The organism is Streptomyces sp. NPDC001549, assembly GCF_042894025.1.
Taxonomy (GTDB): Bacteria; Actinomycetota; Actinomycetes; order Streptomycetales; family Streptomycetaceae; genus Streptomyces; species Streptomyces kutzneri.
The window spans coordinates 170816-196363 of sequence record NZ_JBIAVJ010000018.1 but is presented as its reverse complement, the minus strand read 5'-3'; the positions used below and the strand labels follow the sequence as shown (position 1 = coordinate 196363).

The 25548-nt window shown below is 70.6% G+C and carries 24 protein-coding genes; 8 read left to right on the top strand and 16 right to left on the bottom strand.

Going from position 1 to position 25548, the window contains the following annotated elements; genetic code table 11:
* Window positions 1-3 precede the first annotated feature (3 nt).
* Window positions 4-1161, top strand: coding sequence for a hypothetical protein (locus tag ACFY04_RS27275; protein WP_389120502.1), 1158 nt, complete (start codon window positions 4-6; stop codon window positions 1159-1161).
* Between the two features lie 19 nt (window positions 1162-1180).
* On the opposite strand, the gene ACFY04_RS27270 is transcribed toward ACFY04_RS27275, so the two are convergent.
* A complete protein-coding gene (locus tag ACFY04_RS27270) occupies window positions 1181-1798 on the bottom strand; it encodes a hypothetical protein (protein ID WP_389120499.1) in 618 nt (205 codons plus the stop codon).
* A 745-nt stretch (window positions 1799-2543) separates the two neighbouring features.
* Between ACFY04_RS27270 and ACFY04_RS27265 the strand changes: the two genes are divergently transcribed.
* Window positions 2544-3719 carry a hypothetical protein gene (locus tag ACFY04_RS27265; RefSeq protein WP_389120496.1) on the top strand — a complete coding sequence of 392 codons (1176 nt, stop codon included), beginning with the start codon at window positions 2544-2546 and terminating at the stop codon, window positions 3717-3719.
* A 259-nt stretch (window positions 3720-3978) separates the two neighbouring features.
* Here the strand turns inward: ACFY04_RS27265 and ACFY04_RS27260 are convergent, their stop codons facing one another.
* A complete protein-coding gene (locus tag ACFY04_RS27260; RefSeq protein WP_389120493.1) occupies window positions 3979-5316 on the bottom strand; it encodes a class I SAM-dependent RNA methyltransferase in 1338 nt (445 codons plus the stop codon).
* A 94-nt stretch (window positions 5317-5410) separates the two neighbouring features.
* Window positions 5411-7474, bottom strand: a complete 2064-nt coding sequence (locus ACFY04_RS27255; protein WP_389120492.1) for an APC family permease — start codon at window positions 7472-7474, stop codon at window positions 5411-5413.
* 219 nt (window positions 7475-7693) lie between these two features.
* Here ACFY04_RS27255 and ACFY04_RS27250 point away from each other — a divergent pair, with 219 nt between their 5' ends.
* Together ACFY04_RS27250 and ACFY04_RS27245 are read left to right on the top strand one after the other, a co-directional pair.
* A complete protein-coding gene (locus tag ACFY04_RS27250; protein WP_030016272.1) occupies window positions 7694-8362 on the top strand; it encodes a TrkA family potassium uptake protein in 669 nt (222 codons plus the stop codon).
* On the top strand, window positions 8359-9021 hold the full coding sequence (locus ACFY04_RS27245; protein ID WP_189739014.1) for a TrkA family potassium uptake protein: 663 nt from the start codon (window positions 8359-8361) through the stop codon (window positions 9019-9021). The genes ACFY04_RS27250 and ACFY04_RS27245 overlap by 4 nt, the downstream gene beginning before the upstream one ends.
* Before the next feature lie 560 nt (window positions 9022-9581).
* Here the strand turns inward: ACFY04_RS27245 and ACFY04_RS27240 are convergent.
* The 7 genes from ACFY04_RS27240 to ACFY04_RS27210 form a co-directional block, all read right to left on the bottom strand.
* On the bottom strand, window positions 9582-10322 hold the full coding sequence (locus tag ACFY04_RS27240; protein WP_389120490.1) for a DUF3159 domain-containing protein: 741 nt from the start codon (window positions 10320-10322) through the stop codon (window positions 9582-9584).
* A 3-nt stretch (window positions 10323-10325) separates the two neighbouring features.
* The gene (locus ACFY04_RS27235) at window positions 10326-10745 is read right to left on the bottom strand and encodes an OB-fold nucleic acid binding domain-containing protein (protein WP_094744607.1); all 420 of its coding nucleotides are present in this window, start codon (window positions 10743-10745) and stop codon (window positions 10326-10328) included.
* A gap of 24 nt (window positions 10746-10769) precedes the next feature.
* Window positions 10770-11456 carry a response regulator gene (locus ACFY04_RS27230; RefSeq protein WP_266605846.1) on the bottom strand — a complete coding sequence of 229 codons (687 nt, stop codon included), beginning with the start codon at window positions 11454-11456 and terminating at the stop codon, window positions 10770-10772.
* Window positions 11453-14101 (bottom strand): DUF4118 domain-containing protein, encoded by a 2649-nt coding sequence (locus ACFY04_RS27225; protein ID WP_389120488.1) that lies wholly within the window; start codon window positions 14099-14101, stop codon window positions 11453-11455. Before ACFY04_RS27225 ends, ACFY04_RS27230 begins: the two co-directional genes overlap by 4 nt.
* A 196-nt stretch (window positions 14102-14297) precedes the next feature.
* On the bottom strand, window positions 14298-15074 hold the full coding sequence (locus ACFY04_RS27220; RefSeq protein WP_301365783.1) for a DUF3710 domain-containing protein: 777 nt from the start codon (window positions 15072-15074) through the stop codon (window positions 14298-14300).
* A 1-nt stretch (window position 15075) separates the two neighbouring features.
* Entirely contained in the window at window positions 15076-15621 is a 546-nt protein-coding gene (gene dut / locus ACFY04_RS27215; protein ID WP_189972789.1) for a dUTP diphosphatase, read from the bottom strand.
* Window positions 15621-16205: a PaaI family thioesterase gene (locus ACFY04_RS27210; RefSeq protein ID WP_030008772.1), complete on the bottom strand. Its 585-nt coding sequence runs from the start codon at window positions 16203-16205 to the stop codon at window positions 15621-15623. Before ACFY04_RS27210 ends, dut begins: the two co-directional genes overlap by 1 nt.
* A 58-nt stretch (window positions 16206-16263) precedes the next feature.
* Between ACFY04_RS27210 and ACFY04_RS27205 the strand changes: the two genes are divergently transcribed.
* Entirely contained in the window at window positions 16264-16728 is a 465-nt protein-coding gene (locus tag ACFY04_RS27205) for a DUF3093 domain-containing protein (protein WP_389120484.1), read from the top strand.
* A 53-nt stretch (window positions 16729-16781) separates the two neighbouring features.
* On the opposite strand, the gene ACFY04_RS27200 is transcribed toward ACFY04_RS27205, so the two are convergent.
* The 4 genes from ACFY04_RS27200 to ACFY04_RS27185 all read right to left on the bottom strand — a co-directional run bounded on the left by ACFY04_RS27200 (window position 16782) and on the right by ACFY04_RS27185 (window position 20311).
* The gene (locus tag ACFY04_RS27200; RefSeq protein WP_389120482.1) at window positions 16782-17714 is read right to left on the bottom strand and encodes a hypothetical protein; all 933 of its coding nucleotides are present in this window, start codon (window positions 17712-17714) and stop codon (window positions 16782-16784) included.
* Window positions 17715-17726: 12 nt separating this feature from the next.
* Window positions 17727-18023 (bottom strand): DUF4193 domain-containing protein, encoded by a 297-nt coding sequence (locus ACFY04_RS27195; protein ID WP_030008769.1) that lies wholly within the window; start codon window positions 18021-18023, stop codon window positions 17727-17729.
* 381 nt (window positions 18024-18404) lie between these two features.
* Window positions 18405-19652 (bottom strand): HAMP domain-containing sensor histidine kinase, encoded by a 1248-nt coding sequence (locus tag ACFY04_RS27190; protein ID WP_314248759.1) that lies wholly within the window; start codon window positions 19650-19652, stop codon window positions 18405-18407.
* A 5-nt stretch (window positions 19653-19657) separates the two neighbouring features.
* Window positions 19658-20311, bottom strand: coding sequence for a response regulator transcription factor (locus tag ACFY04_RS27185; RefSeq protein WP_030008767.1), 654 nt, complete (start codon window positions 20309-20311; stop codon window positions 19658-19660).
* A gap of 245 nt (window positions 20312-20556) precedes the next feature.
* Here ACFY04_RS27185 and ACFY04_RS27180 point away from each other — a divergent pair, with 245 nt between their 5' ends.
* The gene (locus ACFY04_RS27180; RefSeq protein ID WP_389120480.1) at window positions 20557-20736 is read left to right on the top strand and encodes a hypothetical protein; all 180 of its coding nucleotides are present in this window, start codon (window positions 20557-20559) and stop codon (window positions 20734-20736) included.
* Window positions 20737-20865: 129 nt separating this feature from the next.
* Here ACFY04_RS27180 and ACFY04_RS27175 read toward each other — a convergent pair whose 3' ends face one another.
* Together ACFY04_RS27175 and ACFY04_RS27170 are read right to left on the bottom strand one after the other, a co-directional pair.
* Entirely contained in the window at window positions 20866-21666 is an 801-nt protein-coding gene (locus ACFY04_RS27175) for an inositol monophosphatase family protein (RefSeq protein WP_389120527.1), read from the bottom strand.
* 14 nt (window positions 21667-21680) lie between these two features.
* Window positions 21681-22835 (bottom strand): ferrochelatase, encoded by a 1155-nt coding sequence (locus tag ACFY04_RS27170; RefSeq protein WP_389120478.1) that lies wholly within the window; start codon window positions 22833-22835, stop codon window positions 21681-21683.
* 174 nt (window positions 22836-23009) lie between these two features.
* Here ACFY04_RS27170 and ACFY04_RS27165 point away from each other — a divergent pair, with 174 nt between their 5' ends.
* The gene (locus ACFY04_RS27165; RefSeq protein ID WP_389120476.1) at window positions 23010-24266 is read left to right on the top strand and encodes an MFS transporter; all 1257 of its coding nucleotides are present in this window, start codon (window positions 23010-23012) and stop codon (window positions 24264-24266) included.
* Complete coding sequence (locus tag ACFY04_RS27160) at window positions 24214-25545, top strand: D-arabinono-1,4-lactone oxidase (protein ID WP_389120474.1); 1332 nt, start codon at window positions 24214-24216, stop codon at window positions 25543-25545. Before ACFY04_RS27165 ends, ACFY04_RS27160 begins: the two co-directional genes overlap by 53 nt.
* Window positions 25546-25548: the final 3 nt, after the last annotated feature.

Here is a 25548-nt window from a genome sequence, read left to right as displayed (position 1 = left end):
TTCATGAGCAACACCCCCTCCCCGAGGCGGCGACCGCCCGCCCTGAAGACGCTCGACCACACCGTTGCCGCCGTGCCGCTTCTCCAGGGGCGGGTACTGCTCCACGAAAACGCCGTCAATCTTCCGCGCCCGCGGCACGCGCTCGATGACGACTTCAGCGGCGTCGTGATGACCGGAGCCAAAGCCGACGAGCGGGCCTTCCACCTTCGCAGCACGGCGGGCTACGAAGGCACCCTGCTGATCGACAGCGCCCCCTACACCACCTACGTCGCGACCGCGGACGAGCCGTTCATGGTGCCCACCGACGAGCTGTTCGCCTCAGTGGACACCTCGCTGGCCTTCCAGAAGGCACGCGGAGCGAGCGCAGCACTGACCCCGACCGGCTACATTCCGCCCGCGGACTCCAAGACGCTCAAGGCAGTAATACGCGAGGCCAACAAGATCGAACGCGCCGACACCATCGTGACGCTCCCGATCGACGTCACGTGGCTGAACCGCGAGAACATCGGTCAACTCATCGCGGTCTGCACGAAGATCCGGCACCCGAAGGCCCTCGTCCTCTTCCGCCAGTTCGATCCGCTGGAGCAGACGAAGGACATCCCCGCCAATCTGCGCCGCCTGCTGGCCGGGGTCGAGCACGTGGCGCTCCTGCGGACCGACCTCGCTGCGCTTGATGCGATCGCGCACGGCGCCCTCTGCGCCGGCATCGGCGTTCAGAGTTCACTCCGCCACGCGATCCCGCCCGGCGAGAAGGCCCAGACCAACAAGGCCGGCCCCACCTACCCGAACGTGCTGATGCCGGAGCTCATGTGCTTCAAGGGCGCCGAGTCCCTCGCCAGGCTGTACAGCAACGTGGATCCCGCAACCTGCTCCTGTGAGGAGTGCGACGGACGCGGTCTCGATCGCTTCCTCCTGCCGGACGGCCAAACCCGGCGCGAGGCCGACAATCACACCGTCCTCACGTGGAGCGACTGGGTCACCGAGATGGCCTGCTACCAGCCAGGCACTCCGCGCAAGTCGTGGTGGCGCGACAAATGTGCGGCCGCGATCGACCGCTACGCGTTGGAGAACCAGCGCATCGGCCTGGGCGCCAGCCCCAGGTCCGGATTCCAGGCGCCCTCGCCGCTCAAAGCATGGGCGACACTCCCCGTCGCCCCGTAGCGAGCCGCGGGCTGGACGCTCAGGGGAGCTGGCGGTGGACGTCTTCCAGGAACTTCCAGCCGGCGACGGTATGACGTCTGCGCACGAAGGGACGCGGCGGCACCACCACTTCCACCGAGTCCCCCTGAAGCGTGAGCAGGCCGATGCCGTAAAAGTCCGCACGCAGCACAGCATCATCCTTGCGCCGCAATACGCCGTCCACCACCACCGCGCGAGAACAGAACGGAGTAAATCGCTCGGCCTTCTCCATCGCCGACTCCCAGCTACGGCCGGGCACGAACGCCATGTCGATATGGACAGGCTGCGCCGCGCGACGGGTGATCGACCCATCCCTGCGGACCGCCGCGCCCTTCGGAAGGGACTTCAGCACCCGCCGCTCCCTCTCGCTCAAGGAGCCGGCAGGAACCGCCTCGCCCAGGGGCAGCGCCATGAGGAGATCCAGCACGTCAGGTCGCGTCAGCGGCGGCATCCCTTCAGCTGCCCGCCGCTCCCGCTCGAGCGCGTCATACCGATAGGCCACAACAGCTTCCGTCCCGAAGGCTTCGACGAGCGCGAGCTTCGCCTCGCGGGGCACGAGGTCGCAGGGAGCCAGCGCACCTGCGACGACATCCATCTGCTCTCGCTCCACGACCGACATGAACCAACCCGCTCTCGTCTCGAACTGACGCCCTCGTCCGCGGTGCGCCTGCACGCCCCTGCCTACCCTCAGGCACCCATCACCGGAAGCACGAGCGGCTCACGTTCACACGATCCACTCGCCAGTCCCCTCCTGGCCGCAGCCGAGCGGGGCCGACACCCCTAACCAGCCTTCCCCTGCACGAGACACGGGAACGCCTCAGCACGGATGGCCAGGCTAGTACGGGCGCTCGTACGCCCGGCGGCCACCCCGTCGGATGATCGCGAAATGGCCAGCACCCGTCGCAGGCCGACCAGCAAGCGTCCACGGCGGCCACCAACGAACGACTGCGAGCCTAGCCACCACACGCGGCCATGCCTACATCTGTCCGAATCTTCATGCCGCCTGCCAACCCCATTGCCCTTCCACCCACGCCAGGCGGAGTGCGGCTGCGAGCATGCCCGTGCAGGCATTCGCACGGTGGGGAGTTCAGGTGCCACGACAGCTCAACGAACGGCAGCAACAGGTGCTGCAATGGGTCGCCCGAGGCTGCCCTGACGGCGTGTGGGAAGGAACCGGGCACAAACTCAGCTGCCAAGCCCTGCACAGCCGCGGACTAGTCAAAGTCTCCAAGCGACAGGGGCAATGGTCCGTCGCCCTCACCAAGGCCGGCCAGCAATACCTGGACCACGGATCCCATCCGCCCGAACAACCTTGCAGCAAAGACACCGCACCAGCGCCACGGGCTGGAAGCCAGTCACCCGACGTGGCCAAGAGCGAGAAATCCAGCGCCAGGTCGGTTGCGCCCGTGCCACCGCAACGAACCAGGCCCCTTCCACGGAAGAAGGCCAAGACCGTCACGGAGCAGCTCCTGGAAGAGCTCGTCGAAGCCGGCGGTCGAATCGTCAAACGTGAAGCCAGTGGTCGGGAGACCGAGAAATGGCCGATCCGTGTCGCCGCGGCGCGCCGGTCGGGAAAGATCCCCGAGACGAAGGAACTGCACGCGGGCTGGTGCCGCGATGGATACGAAATCCGCCTGGTCGACACCCCCGCCTGGCGGTTGGCCGTGCTGCCACCCATTCCCGTACCGGTACGGCTCACCGCTCCGCACCCGGTGGTCAAAGCTCTACAGGGGCACCCCCAGCCCATGAGGCTGACCAAGTCTGTGCAGGGTCGATCCTTCCGTCTCATCCACGCATTGCTCACCGCAACGCAGAGACTGGGATACGCCAGCGCGTTCGGCACAGCCGAGAGCGCACCGGCAGCACATCGCCGGCGAGACGGCCCTCCCCACTTCACCGTCACAGCCCAGGGGCAGAGATGCGATTTCCTCATCCTGCAGGAACAGGACCGGACCGAACACCTCCCCACGACGAAGGAACTCGCTGACGCAGAGAAGCACTCCTGGGTCAGGATTCCGCGGTACGACCACTCCCCCTCTGAACGCCTGAGGATCTGCGTCAGCGGCGGCCTGCGACACAGGGCCGGCGAATGGGCCGACACGGCCGCACGCCCCCTGGAGGACCAGCTCGCCGAAATCGTGCAGGAGGTCGGCCTCCGCGGGCAGGCAGCCGAACGCAAGCGTCTGGCGGACCTTGAGGAGGCCCAGCAGAAGCGCCTGCGATGGGAAGCCGTGAAACGTCAGGCCACGGCCGAATACGCAGAGGCATACCGCGCCCGCCACCTTGAAGCACAGAACGCGGCGTGGAGGCGGGCAGTGGGTCTTGTCGAGTACGTCGGCGCACTCCGACTCCACGCAGAGAGCCTGCCGCTCGGACCGGCCAAGGACGAAGCGGAGGCGTGGATCGCCTGGGCCGAGAGCCACGTGCAACGCCTGAATCCGCTCAACGGTGCACCGTTGATGCCGGAGATTCCCGAACCCCGGGCCGAGGACCTCAAGCCGTTCATGCACGGCTTGAGTCCCTACGGACCCAGCTACTGAGCACCCACTCTGTGGCTGCCGGCCTCGATGCCACACCTGGCAGCGCGCCCGCCGCCGCAGCCAGCGACGGCGGAACGGACCGATTTTCTTCAAGTCTCCGCAAAGTCAGACCGCACAAACCGAGCTCAGCACCCAGCACGACCTGCACTATCACAGTACTGACGCCTCGTCAGAACGAGCGTCACGAGCGTCATCTCAGCGTCAAGATATCGCCCGTAACGCCCACAATGCACATAACGCACACCGGGAAACCTGCAGGTCAGGCGGCCTTCGCGATGGGTTCAAGGATCGCGACGCACTCCACGTGGTGGGTCATCGGGAAGAGGTCGAAGACGCGGAGGGTGCGAACCTTGTAGCCGTTCTCCTTGAAGTAGCCGAGGTCGCGGGCCAGGGCCGCCGGGTCGCATGCCACGTACGCGATGCGGCGCGCCGAGAGGCCCGTGATGTGGCGGACCGTCTGCTTGCCCGCGCCCGCGCGCGGGGGGTCCAGGACGACCAGGTCGCATTCCGTGATCCCGGTCTTCGGGAGGATCTGCTCGACCTTGCCCTGCTCGATGCGGACCCGCGGGAAGTCCGCCAGGTTGTGCCGGGCGTCCTCCACCGCGCGCTTCGTCGACTCGATGCCGAGGACGGCCCCGGTCTCGCCGAGGCGTTCCGCGAGGGCTCCCGCGAAGATGCCGACGCCGCAGTAGAGGTCGAGGGCCATCTCGCCCTTGCGCGGCATCAGGCCCTGCATGACGGCCTTGATCAGGGTGTCCGCGGCCTGCGGGTGGACCTGCCAGAAGCCGCCCATGCCCACGCGGTACGTACGGCCGTCCGCGCGCTCCCGTACGAAGGGTCGGCCGTGGACGCGGTGGACGCCGCCGTCCTTCTCCTCCACGCGGAGGACCGAGACCGGCTTGTCCAGCTCCACGAGGGGGAGACGGCCGCCGGGGCGGGGGGTCAGGACGACCTGGCGGTCCTGGGAGCCGGTCGCCGCGATCGCCTCGACCGTGGCCATCTGCGGCCAGTCCTGCTTCTCGATGCCCAGTTCGCTGACGCCCGGCGCCGCGATCATGCAGTGCTCGATCGCCTCGATCTCGTGCGAGCGGTGGCGGCGCAGGCCGACGGTGCCGTCCTCGTCGATGGCGAACTGCACGCGGGTGCGCCACTGCGGCACCTGCCCGGCCGGCAGCTTGTCGCCCTCGGCCGGCATCACGGTGCCGTCCCAGCCGGCTTCCTCCGGGGTGAGCCCCGCGAGCCGCTTCAGCTGCTCGGCGACGACCTCGCCCTTGAGCCGGCGCTGGGCGCCGGGCTTGGCGTGCTGCCAGTCGCAGCCGCCGCACTTGCCGGGGCCGGCGTACGGGCAGGGGGCCTCGACGCGGTCCTTGGAGGCGTCGAGCACGGTGATCGCGTCGGCGCGCAGGTAGCGGGAGTCGACGTCGCCCTCGGTGACCTTGGCGACGACCTTCTCGCCGGGCAGGGTGTGGCGGACGAAGAGGACGCGGCCGTCCTCGGTCCGGGCGATGCAGTGTCCGCCGTGCGCGACGGGGCCGACCTCGACCTCGTACTCCTCCCCGACCAGTGACTGCTTCTCGTTCTGCTCGACGCTCGTCATGGTGGGGAGACTCCAAAAACTGAAACAACGGAAAACGGCCGGACGACCGACCCACCAGTTTACGTGGATCTCGTCCGGCCGTTCACCAACCTGCTCAGCCCTTCGGGGTGGGCTCCTTCGGCGGCCGCGGGGGCCGCGGAGTGTCCACCGGTCCGCGGCGCACCGCACCCGGGGCGTTCCAGTCCTGACGCTTCTTCGCCCGCCGCTTGGCGAGCTCCGAGGACTCCAGCTGGTAGGGCACCGAGGTGACCATCACACCGGGGGTGAAGAGCAGCCGGCCCTTGAGGCGCAGCGCGCTCTGGTTGTGCAGCAGGTGTTCGTACCAGCGGCCGACGACGTACTCGGGGATGTAGACGCTGACCGCGTCGCGCGGGTTCTCGCTGCGCAGGCCCTTGACGTACTCGACCACCGGGCGGGTGATCTCGCGGTACGGCGAGTCGAGGATCTTGAGCGGGACGTTGATCCCGCGCCGGTCCCATTCCTCGCGCAGGGCCTTGGTCTCGGCCGGATCGACGCTGATGCTGAGCGCTTCCAGGGTGTCCGAGCGGGTCAGCTTGGCGAACGCCAGGGCGCGCAGCGTGGGCTTGTGGACCTTGGAGACCAGGACGATCGAGTGGACCCGGGAGGGCCGCACGCTGTCGTCGCTGGGGCCCTCGGCGGCGGCGATCTCGGCGGAGACGCGGTCGTAGTGCTTCCGGATCGCGCTCATCGTGCCGTAGAAGATCAGCATGCCGAGCAGGGCCACCCAGGCGCCGTGGGTGAACTTCGTGGCGAGGACGACGACCAGCACCATGCCGGTGAAGAAGGCTCCGAAGGCGTTGATCGCCCGGGAGCGGTGCATCCGGCGGCGGGCGGCGACGTCGCGCTCCGATTTCAGGTGGCGGTTCCAGTGCCGGACCATGCCGATCTGGCTCAGCGTGAAGGAGACGAACACGCCGACGATGTAGAGCTGGATCAGCTTGGTCGAGTCCGCGTCGTAGACCCAGACGAGCAGGATGGCCGCGCCGGCGAGGAGCACGATGCCGTTGGAGAAGGCGAGCCGGTCGCCCCGGGTGTGCAGCTGGCGCGGCAGGTAGCGGTCCTGCGCGAGGATCGAGCCGAGCAGCGGGAAGCCGTTGTACGCGGTGTTCGCGGCCAGGAAGAGCACCAGCGCGGTGGCCGCGGCCAGCAGGATGAAGAGGAAGCTGCCGTCACCGAAGACGGCCTCGGCCACCTGCGAGATCACCGGGTTCTGGATGTACTCGGGGCCGACCGGGACGCCGTTCGCGAGCAGGTCCTCGGCGGGGTTCTCGGCCATCCTCACGTCGCTGGCCATGGCCAGGCCGATGATCCCGCAGAACATGGTGACGGCCAGGCCGCCCATGTAGGCGAGGGTGGACGCGGCGTTCTTGCTCTTCGGCTTGCGGAAGGCGGGTACGCCGTTGCTGATGGCCTCGACGCCGGTCAGGGCGGCACAGCCGGAGGAGAAGGCCCTCAGCAGCAGGAAGACCATCGCGAAGCCGGCCAGCCCCTGTTGCTCGGGTTTGATCTCGAGGTCGGCGGTCGGCGCCGTCAGGGTCTCGCCGAGGACGATGCCCTTCCAGGCACCCCACCCGATCATGACGAATACGGCGGCGACGAAGACATAGGTCGGGATCGCGAAGAGCTTCCCGGATTCCTTCACACCGCGCAGGTTCATCAGTGTGAGGAGAAGGATCATGACGGTCGCCGAGAGCACCTTGTGCTCGATGACGAAATGCACCGCGGAGCCGAGATTCTCGACCCCGGAGGAGATCGACACGGCGACGGTCAGGACGTAATCGACGAGCAGGGCGCTCGCCACGGTGAGGCCGGCCCGGGGTCCGAGGTTCGTGTTGGCGACCTCGTAGTCGCCGCCACCGCTCGGGTAGGCGTGGACGTTCTGGCGGTAGGACGCCACGACGGTGAACATCAGCACGACGACCGCGAGCGCGATCCAGGGGCTGTACTGGTACGCCGACACGCCCGCGATCGACAGGACCAGCAGGACCTCGCCGGGGGCATATGCCACGGAGGACAGCGGGTCGGAGGCGAAGACGGGAAGGGCGATCCGCTTGGGAAGGAGTGTTTCTCCGAGGCGGTCGCTGCGTAGCGCCCGGCCGATCAGGATCCGTTTGGGCACGTCGGTCAGTTTGGACACGCAGAGGATCGTAAGCGTTCGAAATCAGACTGACGAACCCCCACCCCCTCATACCGCAATCCCGCCGCAATTCCTCCCCACCCGCAGCACGACTGCGACGCAAGAGGCCCCATCGGTGACCGCCCGTGTGTAGCTTGGGCCATGGTCTGAGACCCTGTTAAACCAGAGCATGCAATGAGGCTGGGAACCAGCGAGTCGCTGACAGCCGGAAGGACGGCCGTGCACATCGTCATCATGGGTTGCGGAAGGGTGGGCTCCGCCCTCGCGCAAACCCTGGAACAGCAGGGGCATACGGTCGCCGTCGTCGACCAGGACCCCACCGCATTCCGCCGGCTCGGCGCCGGATTCGGCGGCCGCCGCGTCACCGGTGTCGGCTTCGACCAGGACACCCTGCGGGAGGCGGGAATCGAGGACGCGGGCGCCTTCGCCGCCGTCAGCAGTGGTGACAATTCCAACATCATCGCCGCCCGCGTGGCCCGGGAGATGTTCGGCGTCGAGAACGTCGCCGCCCGCATCTACGACCCCAAGCGCGCCGAGGTCTACCAGCGCCTCGGCATCCCCACCGTCGCCACCGTGCGCTGGACGGCCGACCAGATGCTGCGCCGGCTGCTGCCCTCGGGCGCCGAGCCGCTGTGGCGCGACCCGAGCGGCGGGGTGCAGCTCGCCGAGGTGCACACCTCCGCCGCCTGGATCGGCCACAAGGTCAGCAAGCTCCAGGACGAGACGGGCGTCCGCGTGGCGTTCCTCACCCGCCTGGGCGAGGCGATGCTGCCCACGTCGGCGACGGTCCTGCAGGAGGGCGACCTCGTCCACGTGATGATGCGCACGGACGAGATCGACAAGGTCGAGGCGGCGTTCGCCGAGGGGCCTGAGGAGGCACACGCATGAGGGTCGCGATCGCCGGTGCAGGCGCGGTGGGCCGCTCCATCGCGGGCGAACTGCTGGAGAACGGCCACGAGGTGCTCCTGGTCGACAAGGCCCCGACCGCCATCTCGGTCGAGCGGGTGCCGCAGGCCGAGTGGCTGCTGGCCGACGCCTGCGAGATCACCTCGCTGGACGAGGCGGCGCTGCAGCGCTGCAACGTGGTCATCGCGGCCACCGGTGACGACAAGGTCAACCTCGTCGTCTCGCTGCTCGCCAAGACCGAGTACGGGGTGCCGCGCGTGGTGGCCCGCGTCAACAACCCGAAGAACGAGTGGCTCTTCAACGAGTCCTGGGGCGTCGACGTCGCCGTCTCGACGCCGCGCCTGATGTCGGCCCTGGTCGAGGAGGCCGTGAGCGTCGGCGACCTCGTCCGGCTGCTGCGCTTCAGCCACGGCGACGCCAACCTCGTCGAGCTGACCCTGCCGGCCGACTCCTCGGTCGCGGGCACCCAGATCGGCGACATCACCTGGCCCGAGGACACCTCGCTGGTCACGATCATCCGGGGCAACCGGGTCCTCACCCCGCACGGGGAGGAGACCCTGGAGCCGGGCGACGAGCTGCTCTTCGTGGCCGCCCAGGCCCGTGAGGAACAGCTGGAGGACCTCCTCCAGGCCCGCCGCTAGCCCTGCGGGCCTGCTCGACGTCGAAGGGGGCGTGCCCGTACCGGGCACGCCCCCTTCGGGCTTCCCGCCCGGGCCGCCTCGGGTGGGTGCCGCACGGGTACGACCCGGCACCCCGCCCCGCGGCCACGGACGCGCGTTCCCGCCCCGTCGGAGCCGGTGCCGGGCCCGGCAGCACTGGCCCGCCCCGGGCCGCCGACCCTACGGGCTCACCCCCGCGCGGCGGCCGGCCCCGCGGGCGCCGGGACTAGCTCCTGCGGCCCTCCGCTCCCCGGCGCTCAGCCCCGCGCGGCGGCCTGACCCGGGGGAGCGGGCTCTCCCCCACGCGGCCGTTCCGGCCCGGGAGGCCCGGAGGCCGGGAGCGGCCCGCCAAGGCACACCCGCCGTGGGCCCCACCTCCGCGCAGTGGCCTGCGGGCGCCGGGACGTGCTCCTGCGGCCGTGCGGGGGTGAGGCGTGCGGTGCGGCCTCGGCCCGCGCCCGCAGGCGCGTTCCGGCGCGGCAGCGCAAAGGGGCGGGACCGGCCCCCTGGCCGGTCCCGCCCCTTTCGTCGGCTGTGCGCCGTCAGGCCTTCGGCCCCTTGGCGGCGGCCTCGGCGGCCTCCTTGGCCTCCCACTCCGCGATCACGTCGATCGGCGGCGGCGCCTTCGCCAGGAAGACCCAGGTGAAGTACACGGCGAGCACCATCGGCGGGAGCTTCAGCGCGATCAGCACCCAGCCCAGCTGCGTCGCGTCACCCCACCAGTAGATCGGGAAGAGGATCGCGTACTTGGCGAGGAAGATCAGGCCCCAGGCCAGGCTGGCCTTGACGTACGCCTTCTTGCGCCCGGGGTTGCGGGTGCGCCAGGAGAGGTTCTCCTTGAACACCGGCCCCAGGATCACGCCGAGCAGCGGGAAGCCCACCAGCGCCGAGACCGTGAAGGCCACGCCCAAGCCGACGCCGTAGATCATGCCGGGCAGGTAGAAGCCCTTCGCGCTGCCCGTGAACAGGGCGAAGGCCACGCCCACGCCCACTCCGAAGACCCCGCTGAAGGCGTGCTTGACCGTGTCCTTGCGCAGCAGCCGCACGATCACCAGCAGGACCGCGACCGCGCCGGCCGCGATGGCGGACCACTTCACGTCCTTGTTGATCGTGTAGATCATGACGAAGAGCAGCCCGGGCAGCATCGTCTCCACGGTGCCCCGGATGCCGCCGAAGGCATCGAAGAGCGCCGCCTGGGTCACGGCCTTCTGGTCCTCGGACGGCGTGGCCGCATGTCGCGGCCCGGTCGGTTCCGGGGTGGTCGGTTTGTCGAGTGACGTCACCGGTCAGTGCTCCTGTCCGAGCGGGCGGAGTTCGTACTTCGGGTTGAAGAGCACCCGACGGCCGTGGGTCATGGAGATGCGCCCCGAGGCAATCATGCGTCGGCCGGGCTCGATTCCCACGATCGAGCGACGCCCGAGCCAGACCACGTCCAGCGCGGCCGAGCCGTCGAAGAGCTCGGCCTCCAGGGCGGGAACGCCCGCACGCGGCCGCAGGGTGACCGTACGCAGGGTCCCGGTCACCTTGACTATCTGACGGTCGTGGCAGTCGCAGATCCGCGTACACCCCGCGGCTTCTGCGTCCTCCTGCAGCTCCGCCGAATGCAGCTCCTCCTGGGAGGTGGACAGCCGCTCAATCATCCGGCGGAACCGGCCCGCAGGCCTGGCCGGCTTCGCGGACTTCTCGGGACGCGGTTCAGCACTCATAAAGGAAGCGTACCGGCGTGCCCACTACCGCTCGAAGCGGTATCCCATGCCCGGCTCGGTGATGAAGTGCCGCGGATGTGAGGGGTCCGCCTCCAGTTTCCGCCTCAATTGGGCCATGTAGACCCGCAGGTAGTTCGTCTCGGTGCCGTACGAGGGCCCCCAGACCTCCTGGAGCAGCTGCTTCTGGCTGACCAGCTTGCCGCTGTTGCGGACCAGGACCTCCAGCAGGTGCCACTCGGTGGGCGTCAGCCGTACGTCGCGTCCCTCGCGCACGGCCTTCTTGGCGGCCAGGTCCACCGTGAAGCCGTCCGTCTCCACGATCACCTCGTCCTCGCCGGAGCCCGCGGCCGGCTCGGCCCGGCGGACGGCGGCGCGCAGCCGCGCCAGCAGTTCGTCCATGCCGAAGGGCTTGGTGACGTAGTCGTCGGCGCCCGCGTCCAGGGCCTCGACCTTCTCGTCGGAGCTGTGCCGGGCGGAGAGGACCAGGATCGGCACCCGGGTCCAGCCGCGCAGGCCCTTGATCACCTCGACCCCGTCCATGTCGGGCAGTCCGAGGTCGAGCACGACCACGTCGGGGTGGCGGGCGGCCGCGAGCTCCAGTGCGCTCGCCCCGTCGGCCGCGGCGTCGACCTCGTATCTGCGTGCCTTCAGGTTGATCACAAGCGCTCGGACGATCTGCGGCTCGTCTTCCACCACGAGCACCCGGGTCATTGAGGTCCTGCCTTCTGTCGCGTCATCCGATCACGGTCGTGATCAAGTTCCATCGGTTCCATCGGTTCCGCCGTCGCGCCCGCTCCCGCCCCGGTCCCGTCGCCCGCGCCCGCGCCCGCCGTGGCACGCTCCGGTGCCCGGCCGCCGCGCACCGCGCGCAGGGTGAGCACCATGGTCAGCCCGCCCCCGGGGGTGTCCTCGGCCGTCAGGGTGCCGTCCATGGCCTCGGCGAACCCGCGGGCGACGGCGAGCCCGAGGCCCACGCCGGCCCCGCGCGGGGCGTCCCCGTACCGCTGGAAGGGGGCGAAGATCCGGTCCTTGGCCTCGTCGGGCACGCCCCGCCCGCGGTCGACGACCCGGACCTCGACCCGGTCGCCGAGGCAGCTGGCCGCCACCAGGACGGGCTCCCCCGCCGGGCTGTACTTGACGGCGTTCTCCACGACGTTGGCCACGGTCCGTTCCAGCAGCCCCGGGTCCACCGCCACCATCGGCAGCGCCTCGGGCACGTCCAGCAGCACGCTGTCCTCCGGTACGCCGCCCAGCGCCATCGGGACCACCTCGTCGAGGTCGATCTCCCGGATCAGCGGGGTGACGGTGCCGGTCTGCAGACGGGACATGTCAAGCAGGTTGCCCACCAGGTGGTCGAGGCGGTCGGCGCCGTCCTCGATGCCTTCGAGGAGCTCGGCCCGGTCCTCCTCGCTCCACTCCACGTCGGCGGAGCGCAGGGAGCTCACGGACGCCTTGATGGAGGCCAGCGGCGTACGGAGGTCATGGCTGACGGCGGCCAGCAGCGCGGTGCGGATCCGGTTGCCCTCGGCCATCCGCCGGGCCTCCTCGGCCTCGCCGACCAGCCGCTGGCGGTCCAGGACCACGGCCGCCTGCGCAGCGAAGGCACCGAGCACCCGGCGGTCCTCCGCGGGCAGCACCCGGCCGGAGAGGGCCAGTGCCATGTGGTCCCCGATGGGCATGTCCACGTCGGCGTCCTCGGGCCGGGTGACGGGGCCGGGGCCGACGCTGCCGGCCGGCTTCCAGGGCTCCACGTCGTTCGCCCGCTCCAGCAGGGCCACGGACTCCATGGCGAAGGTCTCGCGTACCCGCTCCAGCAGCGCGTCCAGTGTCGTCTCTCCGCGCAGCACGCTGCCGGCCAGGAAGGAGAGGATCTCGGACTCGGCGCGCAGCCGGGCCGCCTGGTGGGTGCGGCGGGCGGCCAGGTCCACGACCGAGGCCACGGAGACGGCGACCCCGAAGAAGACGGTGATGGCGACGATGTTCTTGGGGTCGGACACCGTGAGGCGGTGCAGCGGCGGCGCGAAGAAGTAGTTCAGCAGCAGCGAGCCGAGGGCGGCGGAGGCCAGGGCCGGCCAGAGCCCGCCGAGCAGCGCGGCCGCCACCGTCAGCGACAGGAAGAGCAGCATGTCGTTGGCGAGGCCGAGGTCCGCGTCGACGTGCGTGAGCAGCAGGCACAGCAGGAGGGGGAAGACCGTCCCCACCACCCAGCCGGCGATGATCCGGGTCCGCCCGAGCCGGGCCGCCGAGCGCACCACGGGCAGGCCGCGCCCCTTGGCGACGTGCTCGTGCGTGACGATGTGCACGTCGAGGTCGGGTCCCGAGTCGCGGGCGACGCTCGCGCCGACCCCGGGGCCGAAGACGTACTGCCACGAGCGGCGGCGGCTGGAGCCGAGCACGATCTGGGTGGCGTTGACCCCGCGTGCGAAGGCGAGCAGGGCGTCGGGGATGTTGTCGCCGATCACATGATGAAACGTTCCGCCCAGGTCCTCGACCAGGGTCCGCTGGACCGCGAGCTCCTTCGGCGAGGCGGCGGTCAGCCCGTCGCTGCGGGCGATGTAGACGGCCAGGATCTCGCTGCCCGAGCCCTTGGCCGCCATCCGCGAGGCCCGCCGGATGAGCGTGCGCCCCTCCGGCCCGCCGGTGAGCCCGACGACGATCCGCTCACGCGCCTGCCAGGTGGAGCGGATGTCGTGCTCGCCCCGGTACTGCTGGAGGTACTCGTCCGCCCGGTCGGCCACCCACAGCAGCGCCAGCTCGCGCAGGGCGGTGAGGTTGCCCGGCCGGAAGTAGTTCGACAGGGCCGCGTCGACCTTCTCGGGCTTGTATATGTTCCCGTGGGCCATCCGCCGGCGCAGCGCCTGCGGCGACATGTCGACCAGCTCGACCTGGTCCGCCCGGCGGACCACCTCGTCCGGCACGGTCTCCCGCTGCCGCACCCCGGTGATCGATTCGACAACGTCCCCGAGCGACTCGAGGTGCTGGATGTTCACGGTGGACACGACGTCGATGCCGGCCCGCAGCAGCTCCTCCACGTCCTGCCAGCGCTTGGCGTTGCGCGAGCCGGGCACATTGGTGTGCGCGAGCTCGTCCACCAGCGCTACGGCGGGCCTGCGGGCGAGCAGCGCGTCCACGTCCATCTCGGTGAAGGCGGCGCCCCGGTACACCAGGGGCTTGCGCTCGACCTGTTCGAGGCCGTGGAGCATGACCTCCGTCCGCGGCCGGCCGTGGTGCTCGACGAAGCCGACGACGCAGTCCGCACCGCGCTCCACCCGGCGATGGCCCTCGGAGAGCATCGCGTAGGTCTTGCCCACACCGGGTGCCGCGCCGAGGTAGATCCTGAGCTTGCCGCGTCCCATGCGCCCATTCTCGGGGACGTCCGCGCCGCGCACGCACCGATCCGCGCCCCGGCACCGATCCCTGACGGATCCCTGACGCGGGATTGCGGGGGGGCACACGCCGGCGGGCACATGCCGGTGGGCCCCACCCCGAAGGAGTAGGGCCCACCGGCCGAAATACATGACGAGCCCCCCTGTGTACGGGGGCCGTCCGAGGTCAGCGGACCTCGGTGATCTCCGGGCCTCGTTCGAGCTGGCCCATGCCGCCGCCGAAGCGGGAGCCTTCCTGGTCGTCCGTCTGCACGCCGTCCGGCACCATCTGGGCGTCGTTCGGCAGCTTCAGGACGATCGGGTCGCGGGGAGCCATCGGGCCGTCACCGCGGACGACGACGGTGTCCCGGAAGATCTGCTCCAGCACACCCGCCGACTCGGGGCGCACCGCGCCCTGGCCGGAGATGACGCCGCGCAGGAACCAGCGCGGGCCGTCGACGCCGACGAAGCGGACCAGCTGGGCGCCGGTCTGCCCGTCCGGAAGCGGTACGGGCACCTGGGCACGCAGCTCCCAGCCCAGGGAGCCCTGGGCCTCGTCGATGATGCCGCCCTGCTGGGTGATACCCGCGGCGATCTCCTCGCGGACCTCGCCCCAGATGCCCTCCTTCTTGGGCGCGGCGAAGGCCTGCAGCTGCACGGCACTGTCGCCCAGGACCACGGTCGCGGCCACGATCGCGTCACCGGCGACCTCGACGCGCAGCTCCATGCCCTCGACGCCGGGTACGAGGATGCCGCCCAGGTCGACCCGGCCGTCGGCCGGGTTCCCGAGCACCTCGGAGACGTCCCAGGGGCCGTCGGGCCGCGGGGCCGGCGGCAGGTTCACCCGGCGCGGGGCAGCACTCTCCTGCTCACCCGCGTCGTCCTGCTCGGCGACGCCGTCTACGACCTGCTCGGCCGCGCCGCCGTCATGGGCGGAGTCGTTCTTCTTGCGACGTCCGAACACGTCACTGTCCTTCCCGGTCGGTTACGACCGAAGCGTAGCCATTCCCACCCTGCTGACCAGCCCCGGATCCGGCCACGGCCGCATGCCCGCCGGTGGAGCCGAAGCCCCCCTCGGCCCGGGCCGAGCCGGGAAGTTCCGCCACCTCGTGGAAGCGCACCTTCTCGACCCGCTGGACAACCAGCTGGGCGATGCGGTCGAAACGCTCGAACCGGACGCTCTCGCGAGGGTCGAGATTGACCACGATCACCTTGATCTCCCCACGGTACCCGGCATCCACCGTCCCCGGGGCATTCACGAGCGCGAGCCCGCAGCGTGCGGCCAGGCCGGACCGCGGGTGCACGAACGCCGCGTACCCGTCGGGCAGGGCGATCGAGACACCGGTGGGCAGGACGGCGCGCTCGCCGGGCTCCAGCTCGGCGGCCTCGGTGGTGACGAGGTCGCAGCCGGCGTCGCCGGGGTGCCCGTAGGCCGGAATCGGCACCTCCGGGTCGACTCGGCGGATCAGCACGTCGACCGGCCGGCGGGAATCGTGGTTGGTCTGGGACATCAGGGGTTCACCTCAAAGGCGCGTGCGCGCCTGACCTGGTCCGGGTCGGCCATCGCCGCCTGGATCTCCTCGGGCCGTCCGTTGTCGATGAAGTGGTCGACCTTCACCTCGATGAAGAGGGCGTCGGCACGTACGGCGACCGGGCCCTGCGGTCCGCCTATCCGGCCGACGGCCGTGCAGTAGATCTTCCGGCCGGCGACGGCGGTGACCTCGGCCTCCAGGTACAGCACGGTGTCCACCGGCACGGGCCGCACGAAGTCGGTCTCCAGCCGCCCCGTCACCGCGATGACGCGCAGCAGCCAGTTCAGGGAACCCAGCGTCTCGTCGAGCGCGGTGGCGAGCACCCCGCCGTGGGCGAGACCGGGTGCGCCCTGGTGTGCGGGCTTGACGGTGAACTCGGCGGTGACGCGCACGCCCTCGCCCGCCCGGGCCTCCAGGTGGAGTCCGTGGGGCTGGCCCTCGCCGCAGCCGAAACAGTGCTCGTAGTGCGCACCGAGGAGCTCGCCGGGTGCGGGCGCGTCGGGGTGCCTGACCGGCGCGGCGGCATCGGCAGGGGGCGTCAACGCTGTGTTTCGTCCACTCACAGCCGCAGACCTTACCCGCGCGGCTACCCACCGGTCGCCTCGTGGCAGGCTTGTCCGTATGCAGCTCTCCACCGTGCACCACGACGAACGTCTGACCGCCCCCCGCTCCTGGTGGGGCATCGCCGTCCTGGTCGGCCTCGCGTGCGCGCTGATGCTGCTGCCGCTGGGCACGACGGCGCTGCTGGCCGGTCTGGTCGGGGGCACCGCGCTGTCCGGGCTGGTGGTGAGTTCGTACGGTTCCGCGCGCGTGCGCGTGGTGGGCGGTGCGCTGGCGGCCGGTGACGCGCGGATCCCGGTGACGGCCCTGGGCGAGCCCGAGATCCTGGACGCCGAGGAGTCGCGCGCCTGGCGCACGTACAAGGCGGACACCCGCGCCTTCATGCTGATGCGCAGCTACGTGCCGACCGCGGTCCGCGTCGAGGTGACCGATCCGGCCGACCCGACCCCGTACGTCTACGTCTCCACCCGCGAGCCGCAGGCCCTGGTGTCGGCCCTGCTCGCCGCCCGTACCCAGGCGGCCTGACCGGCCCGCGGGACCGGTGGCCCGGCCGGGGCGGACCGCCCCGGCGGAGGACCTCAGCCGTGCGCGGAGGGATCCGCGGCCTCCAGCGCGATCCTGGTGGCCTCGGGAAGGGGCTGCACGGGCCGTTCCAGGGGCGGCAGCGCGCTCAGGGCCTCCCAGTCCACGGCCCGCCTCCGCAGGTCACCACGGACCTTCTCGGCGAGTTTGCGGGTGTCCCGCCGGTTCATGACCGCGCCGACGGCGGCACCCACCATGAACGGCATGAGGTTCGGCAGACTGCGGAACATCCGCTTCATGATCTGCTGGCGCAGTTCGCGCTTCATCTGCCCGCCGAGCGCCGCGTTCAGCGTGGTCGGCTTGGTCAGGTCGACCCCGCGCTCCTCCGTCCAGGCGGTCAGGTAGGCGAGGCTGCGCTCCTTGAGGCCGCCGTGCGGGCGCCGGCCGTAGACCTCGTGGAGTTCGGCGATGAGCTTGAGCTCGATGGCCGCGACCGCGGTGATCTCGGCCGCCAGTTCCGCCGGCATCGCGGGCGGCACGGGCAGCATGGCCGCGGCGCCGATTCCCGCGCCCACGGTCGAGGTGGCGGCGCAGGCGCCCGAGACCAGCTTTTCGGCGAGCTGCTCGGGGCCGAGGCCCGGGAACTGCGCGCGCAGCGTCGCGAGGTCCCGAACCGGAACGCGCGGTGCGTTCTCGATGATCCTGTCGGTGACGTACTGGGCGGCGTCCCTGACACTTTCGCCGCCCTTGCGCACGCCGTTCTTGACGGCTTGCATCCGACGAGCCCCGGAGCGGTACCGGGACCCCTCGTCGGGATCGGTTTCCGACGGCACCGCCGGGGCGGTGCCGGAAGGTATGGCGATCGCCGCACTGGCGGAGCCGCCGGAAGCCCCAGGAGCCGTTTCCGGATCCATGGATGCCACCTGCGTCTCCGCCGGATCACCAGATTTCCGGAAGCGGCGCTTCCGAAAGGGTGTGGAGCCAGCCACGGCCGACGCCTATCAGTCGCAGTCGCGACAGATCGGCTGACCGTTCTTCTCACGTGCCAGCTGGCTGCGGTGGTGCACCAGGAAGCAGCTCATGCAGGTGAACTCATCGGCCTGCTTGGGCAGGACCCGGACGGCCAGCTCCTCATTGGAGAGGTCCGCGCCGGGAAGCTCCATGCTCTCGACAGAGTCGAATTCGTCCATGTCTGCGGACGAGGTCGACTTCTCGTTACGCCGGGCCTTCAGCTCTTCGATGCTGTCGTTGTCGACGTCATCGTCGGTCTTGCGCGGGGTGTCGTAGTCCGTTGCCATTGTTCGCTCTCCCCCTCTGGGTGTTAGCGGTGTCTCAGCGCACGTAACGCACGAGAGGCCGGACTTGTGCCCGACCTGAGGCGGAGATTTTGCCTCACATCAAGGTCTGTTACTCAATCGACACCCAGCCGCCCGCCCGAAGGACGATTGGCTGGGATGACGAGCGGGACCGTACACGGTCCGAGGGCCGTCATGCACAAACGCCACCCCGTGTATTTCCCGCCATCCGAGGGGCCGGAAACCCGGACTTCCCGGGCGTTCCGGCCGCGGCTGGGTCACTGAACACACATGGGCCGACACCGGCCACTGTGATCGATCACACAGGACCGATTGTTTTCACAGGGCAAGCATTCAGCCAAAAGCGAACACGGGGCCGAGGTCTCACAAGGGAAGAGTGACACGCATCACGAGGCCACCGCCTTCCCGGGGCATCGCCTGGATCCTGCCGCCGTGTGCGCGCGCCACGGAGCGCGCGATCGACAGACCCAGCCCGACACCCTTGTCGCTGCCCGTGCGCTCCGTACGCAGCCGCCTGAAGGGCTCGAACAGGTTGTCCACCTCGTACGCGGGAACAACGGGACCCGTGTTCGATACCAGGAGGACCGCCTGATCGTGCTGGGCCTCGGTGACGACCTCCACCCAGCCGTCCTCCGGCACGTTGTACCGGACGGCGTTCTGCACCAGGTTGAGGGCGATCCGCTCCAGCAGCACCCCGTTGCCCTGGACGACGGCAGGGGCGCGCTCGCCGCGGATCTCCACGCCCTTCGCCTCCGCCTCGCCGCGCACCTGGTCGACGGCGCGCGAGGCGACCTCCGCCAGGTCCACGGGTTTGCGCTCGACGATCTGGTTCTCGCTGCGGGCCAGCAGCAGCAGGCCCTCGACCAGCTGCTCACTGCGCTCGTTGGTGGCGAGCAGGGTCTTCCCGAGCTGCTGGAGCTCGATCGGCGCCCCTGGATCGGAGAGGTGCACCTCCAGCAGGGTCCGGTTGATCGCGAGCGGGGTCCGCAGCTCGTGCGAGGCGTTCGCGACGAACCGCTGCTGGGCCGTGAAGGCCCGCTCCAGCCGGTCGAGCATGTCGTCGAAGGTGTCGGCGAGCTCCTTGAGCTCGTCGTCCGGCCCGTCCAGCTCGATCCGCCGGGTCAGGTCGGAGCCCACGACCCGGCGGGCGGTCCGGGTGATCTTGCCGAGCGGCGAGAGCACCCGTCCGGCCATGGCGTAGCCGAAGGCGAAGGCGATGATGCTCAGCCCGAGCAGGGCCATCAGCGACCGGCTCAGCAGGTCGTCCAGCGCGTGCCGGCGCTGTTCGAGGACGCACTGGTTGATCGCCGCGGTGAACTGCTCGAACGGCTGGTTGGTGCCGCTCACACCGGAGCAGGTGGTGCTGGTGACCTCGATGTTCTGGCCGCGGACGATCGTGAACGGGATCGCGTTGCCCTGCCGCAGGGCCTGCGCCGCCAGCAGGTAGATGATCGACAGCAGCAGGATCCCGGCGATCAGGAACATCCCGCCGTACAGCAGCGTGAGGCGTATCCGGATGGTCGGCCTCAGCCACGGGAAGGGACCCTCGGGCTGGCCGGGGTCCCATGTCGGTTTCGGTGGCGCCGCCGGTGGCGCCGGGGTGGTTGCCACGCGCATCAGATCCGGTATCCGGAACCGGGCACGGTCACGATGACGGGCGGCTCACCCAGCTTGCGGCGCAGGGTCATCACGGTCACCCGTACGACGTTGGTGAAGGGGTCGGTGTTCTCGTCCCAGGCCTTCTCCAGCAGCTGCTCGGCGGAGACGACGGTCCCCTCGCTGCGCATGAGCACCTCCAGCACCGCGAACTCCTTGGGCGCCAGCTGGACCTCCTTGCCCTCGCGGAACACCTCCCGCCGGTTCGGGTCCAGCTTGATGCCGGCCCGCTCCAGCACGGGCGGCAGCGCGACCGTGGTGCGCCGCCCGAGCGCCCGTACGCGGGCGGTCAGCTCGGTGAAGGCGAAGGGCTTGGGCAGGTAGTCGTCCGCGCCGAGCTCCAGCCCCTCCACCCGGTCGCTGACGTCGCCGGAGGCGGTCAGCATCAGCACGCGGGTGGGCATGCCGAGCTCGACGATCTTCCGGCACACGTCGTCACCGTGCACGAGCGGGAGGTCCCGGTCGAGCACGACCACGTCGTAGTCGTTCACGCCGACCCGCTCCAGGGCGGCGGCGCCGTCGTACACGACGTCCACGGCCATGGCCTCCCGGCGTAGTCCGGTGGCCACCGCATCGGCGAGCAGCTGCTCGTCCTCGACGACGAGTACGCGCACGTCGTTTCCTTCCTCCGAGCCCAGAAGGGCACACGTGTATTGCGTCGCCCATCCTGCCCGTTTCGGCCATAAACCGGCTGTAAGGCGGCTCGTGGAGGGGCTGACGGGGCGGAAGTGAGGATTCCCTGGCCTCACGAGGTTTCTGGGCCCAGGGTGCAGGGGAGGACGAGATCACACCCCATCCACTCCCTGACGGCGGAGAGCCACGTTCCGCCGCCGACCCACGAAGAGGGGGCGAACCCATCATGGACGCATTCACCGCGGGTCTCCTGCAGCGCATCAGGACAACGCAGTCGGACCTCAGGCACGCCCGCGAGACGGGCGACGACTTCCTCGCGGAAGTGGAACTGGCGGAGCTGGAGGATCTCCAGCGCCTCGCCGCCGAACACGGTGTCCCGGTCTCGGCCCCCGTGCCCGCCTGCTGATCCCCCGATCGGCCGGCCTGCCGTTCCCGCACGACCCCTGCACGACTCCCGCACGACCCCTGCTCCTGCACGGCCTCTGCACGACGTGGACCCCGGACGCCCGAGCGGGCGTCCGGGGTCCGCGTGCTTTCAGTCGTGCCAGGCTCCGGATTCCTCCAGCAGCGGCTGCAGCGAGGCGAACACGGCCGGTGTGGCGGCCAGGGTCAGCTCGCCCGAGGCACGCGCACCCGGACGGCCCCCGGTCACGGCCCCGGCCTCCCGGGCGATCAGGTCACCGGCGGCCAGGTCCCACGGGTTCAGTCCCCGCTCGTAGTACCCGTCCAGCCGCCCGGCGGCCACGTCGCACAGGTCCAGCGCCGCCGACCCGCCCCGCCGGATGTCCCGCACCAGCGGGATGATCCGCGCCGCGACCTCCGCCTGGTGGGCCCGCCGGGTCTGCACGTACGCGAAGCCGGTCCCGAGCAGTGCCTGGTCCAGCGGCGCCGCCGGGCGGCAGGCGAGCCGCGTCGTACCCAGCCACGCCCCGCCGCCGAGGACCGCGTGGCAGGTCTCCCCGCGCATGGGGGCCGCCACGACGCCCACCACGGTCTCGCCGCCGTACTCGGCCGCGATGGACACCCCCCAGCTCGGGAGCCCGTAGAGGTAGTTCACGGTGCCGTCCAGCGGGTCGACGACCCAGCGCACCCCGCTCGTCCCCGGGGTGTCCGCGCCCTCCTCGCCCAGCAGCCCGTCCTCGGGCCGCCGCTCGGCGAGGATGCCGGTGATCAGCTTCTCCGCCGCGATGTCCATCTCGGTCACCACGTCGATCGGGCTGGTCTTGGTCGCCGCCACCGCCAGATCGGCCGGGCGGCCGTCGCGCAGCAGAGCCCCGGCCTGCCGGGCGGCCTCCAGGCCCACGTCCAGCAGTTCTGCCTTCAGCTCGTCAGAGATCACGGTCCCACTTCCTACGCGTACGGACTGTCCACGCCCGCGGCCGCCGGCCGGGGGCCCCGCGCCGGGCAGCAGCCCACCGCGCACAGGTCATGACTCTGGCCCAGCGTGCCGACCCAGCACTCCGCGGCCGGCTCCCCGCGCTCCTTGGCGGCCCGCTCCAGCACCAGCTCCCGTACGGCCCCGGCGAAGCGCGGATCGGCGCCGACGGTCGCGGACCGCCGCACGGGCAGGCCCAGCTCGGCCGCCTTCGCGGTGGCCTCGGTGTCCAGGTCGTAGAGGACTTCCATGTGGTCGGAGACGAAGCCGATGGGCACCATGACCACGGCGGGCGCACCGGCGGCGTGCAGGGCCTCCAGGTGGTCGCAGATGTCCGGCTCCAGCCACGGGATGTGCGGGGCGCCGCTGCGGGACTGGTAGACGAGCTCCCAGGTGTGCGCGACCCCGGTCCGGGCGGCGACCTCGTCCGCGATCACCCGGGCGACGTCGAGGTGCTGCTTGACGTACGCCCCGCCCCCGCCGTCCTCGGTGTGGTCCTCGAACGGACCGGAGGTGTCCGCGGCGGCGGTCGGGATGGAGTGGGTGGTGAAGGCGAGGTGGGCGCCGGAGCGCACCTCCTCAGGGAGCTCGGCGAGCGAGGCCACCACCCCGTCGATCATGGGCTCCACGAAGCCGGGGTGGTTGAAGTAGTGGCGCAGCTTGTCGACCCGCGGCAGCTCCGCGCCCTCCTCGGCGAGCGCGGCCAGCGCGTCGGCGAGGTTCTCGCGGTACTGGCGGCAGCCCGAGTACGAGGCGTACGCGCTGGTCGCGAGCACCGCGATGCGGCGGCGCCCGTCGGCGGCCATCTCCCGCATCACGTCGGTCAGGTACGGGGCCCAGTTGCGGTTGCCCCAGTAGACCGGCAGGTCCAGCCCGTGGCCCGCGAAGTCCTTGCGCAGCGCGTCCAGCAGCTCGCGGTTCTGCCCGTTGATCGGGCTGACCCCGCCGAACCCGAAGTAGTGCTGCCCGACCTCCTTGAGCCGCTCGCGCGGGATACCGCGCCCGCGCGTGACGTTCTCCAGGAAGGGCACGACGTCGTCGGGTCCCTCCGGGCCGCCGAAGGACAGCAGCAGGAGGGCGTCGTAAGGGGCGGCGGAGCCGCCGTCGGGGGCACGGAGCTGGTCTGACATGCCTCGAATCCTGCCACCCGGCGCCCTCGCCCGGGCAACGGACCCGGCCCGTCCCACACCCCGGACGCGAGGTAAGGTCACCCTAACTTCCTGTCGGTATTTTCCCCATGCGGGCGCCTTGTCGGCAGACGTAACCTGTGTTTGCCATTCACGTCCCTTACGGAGGGCACCACCTTGCCCAGTCCCTACCGCGCCATATTCGCCACCCCCGGCACCAAGGGGTTCACGGGCGCCGGCATTCTCGGCCGGCTACCGCTGGCCATGGTGGGCATCGGCGTCCTCACGATGATCACGGAGCTCGGCGGCAGCTACGGGCTCGCCGGCGCGCTCACCGGCACCATCGCCCTGTCGGCCGCCGCCGTGGGCCCCCAGATATCGCGGCTCGTGGACCAGTACGGACAGCGGCGGGTGCTGCGCCCCGTCACCCTGATCACGGCCGCCGCGGTGACCGGCCTGCTGGTCGCGGCGGCGAACGGCTGGCCGAGCTGGACCCTCTTCCCCTTCGCCGTCGTCTCCGGGTGCGTGCCGAGCGTCGGATCCATGGTCCGGGCCCGCTGGACGGCCCTGTTCCGCGACACCCCCCAGCTGCACACCGCCTACTCGTTCGAGTCCATCGTCGACGAGCTCTGCTTCATCATCGGCCCGCCGCTGGCCGCGACCCTCTCGGCCGGCTGGTTCCCCGAGGCCGGCCCGGTGGTCGCCCTCCTCTGCCTGGTGACGGGCGTGTGGTGGCTGACGGCCCTGACCGCCACCGAGCCCGAGCCACACCCCCACCACGAGCACACGGACCGGTCCTCGGCGCTGCGCTCCCCCGGCCTGCAGGTCCTGGTGGCCACCTTCGTGGCGACCGGCGCGATCTTCGGCTCCGTCGACGTGTCGACCCTCGCCTTCGCCGAGGAGCAGGGCAGCAAGTCCCTCGGTGGGGTGTTCCTGGCGGTCTGGGCGTTCGGATCCTGCCTCGCGGGCATCGTCTTCGGCCTGTTGCACTTCAAGGGCAGGGCCGAACCTCGCTGGATCCTGGGCATCAGTGCGATGGCCGTGAGTATGATCCCCCTCCTACTGGCCGGGAACCTTCCGTTTCTGGCCGCGGCGCTCTTCGTCTCGGGCCTCGCCATCGCTCCCACGATGATCACCACGATGGCCCTGATCGAGGCGCACGTACCACACGCGAAGCTGACCGAGGGCATGACCTGGATCAGCACCGGCCTCGCGGTCGGTATCGCACTGGGGTCCTTCGTGACCGGCTTGGTCGTCGACGCAGCCGGGGCGCAGACCGGGTACGTCGTCTCCATCACGGCGGGGATCGCGGCGGCCGCGGTCGGGTTCGCGGGTTATCGCCGGCTGCAGAGGCCGGCGCAAGGGGAGGAGCCAGCAACCGATGGGGACGGCGACAGCACGGCAGCGCAGCACGGAACGGACCGCGTGGCATAACTGGGCGGGCAACATCACCGCCACACCGGCCCGCACGGTGACACCGGCTTCGGTCGGGGAGCTCCAGGAGACGGTCCGCCGGGCCGCCGAGGACGGACTGCGGGTGAAGGCGGTCGGCACCGGCCACTCCTTCACCGCGGCCGCGGCGACCGACGGGGTGCTCGTCCGCCCGCAGGCCCTGGCCGGGATCCGGTCGATCGACCGGGCCGCCGGGACCGTCACGGTGGCGGCGGGCACGGTCCTCAAGGACCTCAACGTGGCCCTGGCCCGGGAGGGCCTGTCGCTCACCAATATGGGCGACATCATGGAGCAGACGGTCTCCGGCGCCACCAGCACCGGCACCCACGGCACCGGCCGCGACTCGGCCTCCATAGCCGCCCAGATCCGCGGCCTGGAACTGGTCACCGCCGACGGCCGGCTGCTGACCTGCTCCGAGAAGGAGAATCCCGAGGTCTTCGCGGCGGCCCGGCTCGGCATCGGCGCGCTCGGCATCGTCACCGCGATCACCTTCGCCGTGGAGCCGATCTTCTTCCTGACCGCCCGGGAGGAGCCGATGGGCTTCGACCGGGTGACGGCGGAGTTCGAGGAGCACTTCGCGGAGAACGAGCACTTCGAGTTCTACTGGTTCCCGCACACCGGCAACTGCAACACCAAGCGGAACAACCGCAGCCAGGGCCCCGCCGCCCCGCCCGGACCGGTGAGCGCCTGGATCGAGGACGAGTTGCTCTCCAACGGCCTCTTCCAGGCCGTCAACTCGCTGGGCCGCGCGGTCCCGGCCACCATCCCCTCCATCGCCCGCGTGGCCAGCCGCGCCCTGTCGGCGCGCACGTACACGGACATCCCGTACAAGGTGTTCACCAGTCCGCGCCGGGTGCGCTTCGTGGAGATGGAGTACGCCCTCCCGCGCGAGCAGGTGGTCGAGGCGCTGCGGGAGCTGCGGGCGATGGTCGACCATTCCGGGCTGCGGATCAGCTTCCCCGTGGAGGTGCGGACGGCTCCGGCGGACGACATCACGCTGTCGACGGCCTCGGGGCGGGAAACGGCGTACATCGCGGTGCACATGTACAAGAGCACCCCGTACCAGGCCTACTTCACCGCGGCCGAGCGCATCTTCACCGCGCACGGCGGGCGTCCGCACTGGGGCAAGGTGCACACGCGGGACGCGGCGTACTTCGCGGAGGCCTACCCGCGGTTCGGTGAGTTCACCGCGCTGCGCGACCGTCTCGACCCGGACCGGGTCTTCGGCAACGACTACCTGCGGCGCGTCCTGGGGGACTAGTTC